We start from the raw sequence: 6,631 nt of genomic DNA, 5'->3' as shown, positions 1-6,631 counted from the left end.
AATTAATGTTTTCAAAGTGAATGATAAATTTACCATATTCTAAATAAAATTTATTTAATTCACTCATTGTGCGGTTTTTTGGATAAAATTGCAGGTAACGGTTTGGGTATTGCCGAAGGCGGGGGTTTTTAGCACAAAAGTTCAATAGAATTACTGCTATTGAACCTTGCACAAATGCCCAATCGAAGAAATTCAGCCCCGCTTTTGGCAATACCTTGTTAGCAGAGGTTGTTATTGTTCTACCCATTTCATAAAATCTTCAAAAACATTCATAAATTCCCAACTCCATTCTTCGTTTTCATTTTGTGGTGGTTTTGCAAAAGAGTGATTATAGTCAGGATATATTTTAAAGGTCAAATTATCTTTTTTATGTCTAATAAACTCAATTGGTATTAATAAACTACTTTCAATTGGAACAGACTCGTCTTTTCCTGCAACAGCTACAAATAAGGGTTTGTTAATTTTTAGTAGATTGTCAATTGAAGGTTCTGTAAACTGAGACCATCTGCGATAAGGATTTCCTAACCATTGTTTCTCTGCATTATTCGGGTCGTTTTCTATATTTTTAATATCTGTGAATAAGCTATCTAAAGATTTATTCGCTTCTGTTTGAGTTATTTTACCACTTTGAACATCTTTTTGAATAAATAAAGCAAAATCATAATATTGGGTATTTGCTCCACCTGCCCAATATCCAATATGTGTTACTTTTTTATTTTTTTGTCCTAATTTCGCAACTACATCAGAACCCTCAGAGTGTCCAATTATTACAACTTTTTTTGGCTTTTTTATCAACTTTTTTGTTAGGTCGTTTATTACGCTTTCTCCTTGCCAAACTCTATAATTCAAAGATTCATTTTTATAAAAAATTTTACTTGGCTTATAAGAATCTTTGTCAGCAGAAAATGGAACGCCTTTTTTTGAGATTAAGACAAAAGCGTAATCATTTGGTATTCTTTCTAAATCAAAAGGAACAGAAGTGTTGAGAAAAATAGATTTTTGAATTTTGTTCTTGGACTCACCATTTTCAACCACTTTTATTGTGTCCGTTTTAATGGTCTGCATAAATAGAGGATTTCCTCCTGAACCGTGAAAATAAATCAATATTTTACTTTTTTCCTCAATTCTTCCTTTTAAATAGATATGATAATTTATTGTATCGGACTTTGTTATAATTTTTTTATGTTGGTATTCTTCCATTTTAGGGTCGTACTGACCGAAAGTTAAAAAAGGAAACAAAGTCAATATAGTTAAAATCAATCTCATTTTGTTTACGGTCTTGTGTTACAATCTCTGCTAACGGAAAGGGGCTTTGCGAGGTGCGGGCTACTGCAACCGAAGTTTCAAGAGGAGAACCAATCTCTAGCAAAAACCATTTTCGTTTTTTCAAATTTACAAAAAATAAAAACGAAATGGTTTTTTGCGGGTAATTTCTAGAATTTCTCTGAGATTTCCTTCAACCCCGCATCTTGCAAAACCCGTGTTAGCAGAAGTTTCTTTTATTTCGTCATATATTTAAGTGTTTCAGGTCCCATTATCATTGCGATTGCGACTCCAATAAGAATTGCAATTAGCAATAAAAGTAGGTAGCCTAAAATAACAAGGCCAAAAGAAATTAATACATTTATGATAATGTTTTTTAATTTCTTTTCAGGATAAAATTCCTTAAAAAACCACACTAAAAGAATTGGAACTACAAGCATTGAAAGTTGAGTAATAATTAGTGAAGTTTGGGGCGAGTTATTTCTGAAAATAAATAGTATTGGATAAATGAAAATTATACTAAAAATTGTGTAGAACGAAAGGAAATATGAGTTTATAACAATGTGCTCAAAATAATTATGACCATACTTTTTAAATGCTATCTTCGTTGCTAACGCAAAAAATGGAACTAATGCTAACATTAAAATTGAAGTGTAAGTTGATAAAAAAGAAAGCAAATCGTTTGTGAATTTTGAAGACATATGATTGTTTTCATAATAAGCACTCATAATTTCTCTTAATCCCAAAACTTTATAAGTCAAAAAAGTTGCGATACCACTCAATACAAATGTTAAAAGAATAGGTTTGTAATGATTAATCCGATTTCCATCTATAAATTCTCTTGCGGTTTTTCCTGAATTTTTAATGATACTCTTTACAGAATACCAAAATCCTTTATTCATATGAAGAAAAGTATATTGTATTTCATCCGCAATATACTTTTTGTCTATTCTCTTGTATTTTTTTTGTCCACAATTCGGACAAAAATTATTTGTAATTAAATGGTTACAATTTTTGCAATTTTCAGCCATACTATTTCAGATTTCTTTTATTCAATTCATTATCAATTTCCTTTGATTTCTTTCTACTATTTATTAAAAGATAAATGAAAAATAATGGAAAAAAAGTAAAAAATCCAATCCCTTTAGTTGCTGCACTATATATTGCGATGCCAATAAAGATTCCAATAAGAAAACCGTTAATTAGTTTTGCTGATTTAAGTTTTTTTTGTTCTTCTAATAATTCTTGGTCGCTAAGTTTTGAATAATTATTTGATTCCATTTAGTTTATTGTAGATTTCTTAATTTCATTTCTTTTTTTACTTCATTAAAACTGTTCCAAAAAATAATTAATAATGGTAAAAATGCAATAGGAACATATGTTGAAGCACCGATTTTTTCTTTAAAAATGCTAATTATAGAAGCAACAATCATTACTAAAATCAATCCTAAAAAAATCCCGAAAATAAATCTTCTGTTTTTAGATTCTTTAATTAATTCTTCATTTGATAGGGTTGTTAAATCTTTTTTCATAAATTCTATATTTTTAGGCAAATTTAATTTATTTTGTCTTTCAACGATAATTTTGGTATGAAATTTCTGCTAACGGAAAAAGTATTGGCGAAGGACGGGCTACCTTGCAGACAATTTCAAAGGAAAACCGAACCTGAGCAAAATGCTTTTTCAGATTTCTAAATTACGGAAAAAAGAAATATGAAAAGCATTTTTGCGGATTTTGTTAACCGAATTCTCAAAGACAATATTCACCCCGTCTTTTGCCAATACACTGTTATGTGCAGGTTTTTTTATTTAGAAAATTTATTATTGTATTCCAACCATCTTTATATTCAGTGAAATCCTTAATTTTTGATTTAGTTATTTTTCCCCAATTACTTTTTTCCTTACTCTTGATGTAATCTATTGGAAATATATAAAAATCAGGTTCTCTTATTCCTAAATCTCCATTCTTTTTGATTTTAGAAAAACCTCTATTTAAAGCCACAAAAATTACAAAATCGCAACCCAAATCATTTATTATAAATCCATCCCAATCAGTTCTAAATCTGCTTTTCACTTGTATTCTTGCAGAAGTATTGTTTTCGGGACTTACGCAAACTAAATCATAACCTTTAAAATTTTGGTAAGTTTTGTAAGTTGAAATGCCCTTTATCATTAAATTTCCAAGAACCAAAAATTCTGCACCTTCAGATTCAAGTTGAGTATTTTTTCTACTTTTTTTAATCTTCTCTTTCAACGTAGTAATATTCATATTCAGGATGTTCTTCAGTGATTATTTTAATCCTTCCACTAGGAATTTTTTCAGGTTTTAAATCTTCAGTAATTAAAACTCCAAGAAGAAAATATGGAACTGTTATGCTAACTTTATAAGTTTCCCTATATTCTTCTATAATTTTGTCAAAATCATAAGTGTTTAATACAATAATCTCATCTTCGGATACCTCTAAATCTAAAATTGCATCTCTCAAATTTTTGATTGTTATTTTGCCGATGTATTTAAAATCACTTCTCATAAATCACTTTTTTTCAAAAATATATTTAAAATTTATGAAAGTCAAGTTTAGTTATCAACAATCTCATTGACACGATGTTTGGATAAACTTGCACATAACGGGAAACGCATTGGCGAAGTGGCGGATAAATTGGACGAAAAGTTCAATTTAGCGAGAACGTAGCCGATGTGTTTCCACGGAAGCTAAATTATTAAAAAAAAGCTGAATGTGGAACACATTCGGCGGCTAAATATGCAAAAACTTTCAATTTAGCCGTTACCCCGCCATTTTGCCAATGCGATGTTATATGCAGGCAATTTTTGGTTACTTAATTTTTTCAAATTCAAAAGGGATTTCCATTTCGTCATTGGAAATTTTGGCTTTCATTTTTTCTCCATCAAGCCAATAACGAATTCTTTTTGGAAAGTCAATAGAATCATTAACGCAAACAAATTCATTACTTTTTAGTTCAGCCATTTCGAATGTTGTCGCTTCTTTTTCGTTTGGCATTTTAACAAACAGAGTCCATTTTCCATTTGTTTCGATTATGTCCATTTTTTCTTGGCTTATTGTGTCGCCTTTTTGCATCGTAAAACCAATTCCCGAATATTCGCTTGGACTAATTTTCTCCCAATTCTCGAAAGTTTCTTTTCCGGCTTCTTCATTCAGTCTTTTCCAATTTCCGGTTAGCCAATCTAAATTTTCAGTCATTTTTGTTTCAGATTTTGTATTAGATTCTGTTTCTAATTTTTCGTCTTGATTAGTTTTAGCGTTTTGATTGCAGGATAAAACTAAAATTGAAGTCAGTAAAATAAATGTTCTTTTCATACGAGTTTTGATTTTTGCTTGCATATAACGTTTTGCAGCTTGGCGAAGTGGCGGAAATCGAAGCACAAATGTTCAGTTTTGCACAAATGTTCAATCGAAGAACTGAACTTGAATTTACCACTGAACCCGCCATTTTGCCAAACTGCTGTTAGTGGCAGTTAATTTTTGTTAGTTCTTCTATTTTCAATTCTATTGGTGTTTTATATCTTTCATATGCTATGTCTGCGGTAAATGATTTTTTCGGCTTTAATATAATTTTGTCGTCTGTCAGATTTATTGTGTCAACCAAAGTATAAATGTCTTCATAAAATTGTAATTTATAATTACCAACTCTGCAAATATTGTTTTTCCTGTCTTTATATTCAATTATTGCCTTTGTTCCACCATTAAGTGATTCAATTTGATAATAAATGTCAACCTTATATGAATTTGTTTCTTTTGTTTTGAAATGGATTTTGATTTCTGTGTCAAACTCTGTAAATAATTTTTCTGTCTGTTTAACTAATTTCAAGCCTTCGTCTTGACTTATGTGTGTCAAAACTTTGAAAGTTGTAGATTTTATGAAATTGTCTTTTTCTCTGTCTTGAAGTGAGTTTAACTTTTTAGAGTTAATTCCAAAATCTACATATTTAATTCTTTTGTCAATATTTCTGTTAGAAACTATGATTTCATTCTCTTTAATAAAAGTTGTCAGGTTAATATAGATATGGTCAAACTCTCCATAAGAATATTTTAGTTCGTTCAGTTTCCGTGCAATTCGTTGTCCAATATAGTTTGTGTCATTTGTCGGAATGAAAAGTTTACCCAATTCGTGAGGCATACTTTGTCCTTCAATATTCTGTTTTTCACTCTCGTAAAATCGTATGTCTTTCAATATTCTGTCTGCCATTTTCGGGTCTGGTTTAATTGCCACTAACGGAAAAAGTATTGGCGAAGTGCGGGCTTTCGAAGAACTGAAAGTTCAAGAACGACCAAACGTAGCGAATGCTTTTTCAAGTACACTAAATTAAGAAAAAAAGTGGAATTGAAAAGCATGAGCGGATTAAAATTTCTGCTTTTCAATTTTGTACTTCTCCCCGCATTTTGCCAATACAATGTTAGCTGTAGTCCGAATTTACGGTTTTATTTTTACGATTTTATTTTCTCTAATAACTACAATTTCGCTATTATTTTTTCTCTTGAATTCTAGCATTTTCTCATATGCTTTTTCAAGACCTTTTACGATTTTATTTCGTCTTTCAGTTTTAGTTTCCTTTGTCATGATAATTTTTTAATTCATTAAATTTTTCTACATTATGAATATAGATTTCTTCATCAATATTCTTTTCAGCAATTAATTCGTGTTTACCTTCTGAATTGTCAAAAATCAAAACTTGATCCACAATTGGTAGATAAATATTGAAAAGATTATTGATTCCATTTTGAAATCGTCTTTCAATTACTTCTTGAGGAATATTATGTCCGCCTTCTTGAACTCTTAATTTTACTCTTTCTTTTGCCAACTCCGAATTTTTGAGCCAGAAGAAAAGTAGAGTAGTATTGTATCCATTTTCTTGGGCTTTAAGGATTTTTTGTTTGTATGTTTTTGTGGCTAAAGTTGTTTCAAATGCGAAGTTTTCATTTTGTTCAAAAAGTTCATCAATTCTATTAAGCATTATTCTTCCTGCTTCAAATGATACTTTTTCGGGTTGAAAAGGAGATAAACCTTTTGCAATTTCATCAGCATTAACAAATTCTTTACAATCGAGAATTTCAGGTAAAATAGTAAAAGATGCTGTAGTTTTTCCAGCGCCATTACAACCAGCAATTATGTAAAGATTTTTCTCTTTCATAACCACAAATTTAGTATTAATTTCTTGTTTTTGCTAAATTTCTTTTGAAAACGGCATTTCAAATCGGATTATAGCTAACGGAAAAAGTATTGGCGAAGTGCGGGAGAAAAGGAAACTTTAGTTCAATTTTCGACCAAGCTGAGCCGATATTTTTTCCATGAAACTAAACTACAAAAAATATGTGGAATGGAAAAATAGC

At 30.0% G+C, this 6,631-nt stretch carries 11 protein-coding genes; all 11 read right to left on the bottom strand.

Going from position 1 to position 6,631, the window contains the following annotated elements; genetic code table 11:
- Nucleotides 1-247: hypothetical protein (locus tag IV513_RS14715; protein WP_209391314.1), on the bottom strand; the 247-nt coding region annotated here is incomplete at its 3' end.
- Nucleotides 232-1,200 (bottom strand): S9 family peptidase, encoded by a 969-nt coding sequence (locus IV513_RS14710; protein ID WP_245168961.1) that lies wholly within the window; start codon nucleotides 1,198-1,200, stop codon nucleotides 232-234. The genes IV513_RS14715 and IV513_RS14710, both read right to left, overlap by 16 nt.
- A gap of 299 nt (nucleotides 1,201-1,499) precedes the next feature.
- On the bottom strand, nucleotides 1,500-2,294 hold the full coding sequence (locus tag IV513_RS14705) for a zinc ribbon domain-containing protein (RefSeq protein ID WP_209391312.1): 795 nt from the start codon (nucleotides 2,292-2,294) through the stop codon (nucleotides 1,500-1,502).
- 1 nt (nucleotide 2,295) lies between these two features.
- Nucleotides 2,296-2,544 carry a hypothetical protein gene (locus tag IV513_RS14700; RefSeq protein WP_209391311.1) on the bottom strand — a complete coding sequence of 83 codons (249 nt, stop codon included), beginning with the start codon at nucleotides 2,542-2,544 and terminating at the stop codon, nucleotides 2,296-2,298.
- 5 nt (nucleotides 2,545-2,549) lie between these two features.
- Nucleotides 2,550-2,795: a hypothetical protein gene (locus tag IV513_RS14695; RefSeq protein WP_209391310.1), complete on the bottom strand. Its 246-nt coding sequence runs from the start codon at nucleotides 2,793-2,795 to the stop codon at nucleotides 2,550-2,552.
- 256 nt (nucleotides 2,796-3,051) lie between these two features.
- Nucleotides 3,052-3,531 carry a hypothetical protein gene (locus tag IV513_RS14690; RefSeq protein WP_209391309.1) on the bottom strand — a complete coding sequence of 160 codons (480 nt, stop codon included), beginning with the start codon at nucleotides 3,529-3,531 and terminating at the stop codon, nucleotides 3,052-3,054.
- The gene (locus IV513_RS14685) at nucleotides 3,500-3,793 is read right to left on the bottom strand and encodes a hypothetical protein (protein ID WP_209391308.1); all 294 of its coding nucleotides are present in this window, start codon (nucleotides 3,791-3,793) and stop codon (nucleotides 3,500-3,502) included. Before IV513_RS14685 ends, IV513_RS14690 begins: the two co-directional genes overlap by 32 nt.
- A 303-nt stretch (nucleotides 3,794-4,096) precedes the next feature.
- The gene (locus IV513_RS14680; protein WP_245168960.1) at nucleotides 4,097-4,600 is read right to left on the bottom strand and encodes a DUF6265 family protein; all 504 of its coding nucleotides are present in this window, start codon (nucleotides 4,598-4,600) and stop codon (nucleotides 4,097-4,099) included.
- Between the two features lie 148 nt (nucleotides 4,601-4,748).
- Nucleotides 4,749-5,489 carry a hypothetical protein gene (locus tag IV513_RS14675; RefSeq protein WP_209391307.1) on the bottom strand — a complete coding sequence of 247 codons (741 nt, stop codon included), beginning with the start codon at nucleotides 5,487-5,489 and terminating at the stop codon, nucleotides 4,749-4,751.
- A gap of 225 nt (nucleotides 5,490-5,714) precedes the next feature.
- The gene (locus IV513_RS14670) at nucleotides 5,715-5,861 is read right to left on the bottom strand and encodes a hypothetical protein (RefSeq protein ID WP_209391306.1); all 147 of its coding nucleotides are present in this window, start codon (nucleotides 5,859-5,861) and stop codon (nucleotides 5,715-5,717) included.
- Complete coding sequence (locus tag IV513_RS14665) at nucleotides 5,845-6,432, bottom strand: zeta toxin family protein (RefSeq protein ID WP_209391305.1); 588 nt, start codon at nucleotides 6,430-6,432, stop codon at nucleotides 5,845-5,847. The genes IV513_RS14670 and IV513_RS14665 overlap by 17 nt, the downstream gene beginning before the upstream one ends.
- Nucleotides 6,433-6,631 lie beyond the last annotated feature (199 nt).

Origin of the sequence: Chryseobacterium sp. RR2-3-20 (genome assembly GCF_017808115.1) — a bacterium.
GTDB lineage: Bacteria > Bacteroidota > Bacteroidia > Flavobacteriales > Weeksellaceae > Chryseobacterium > Chryseobacterium oryzae.
Note: the sequence above shows the minus strand (reverse complement) of the source record. Positions and strands in the feature narration are given on the sequence as shown.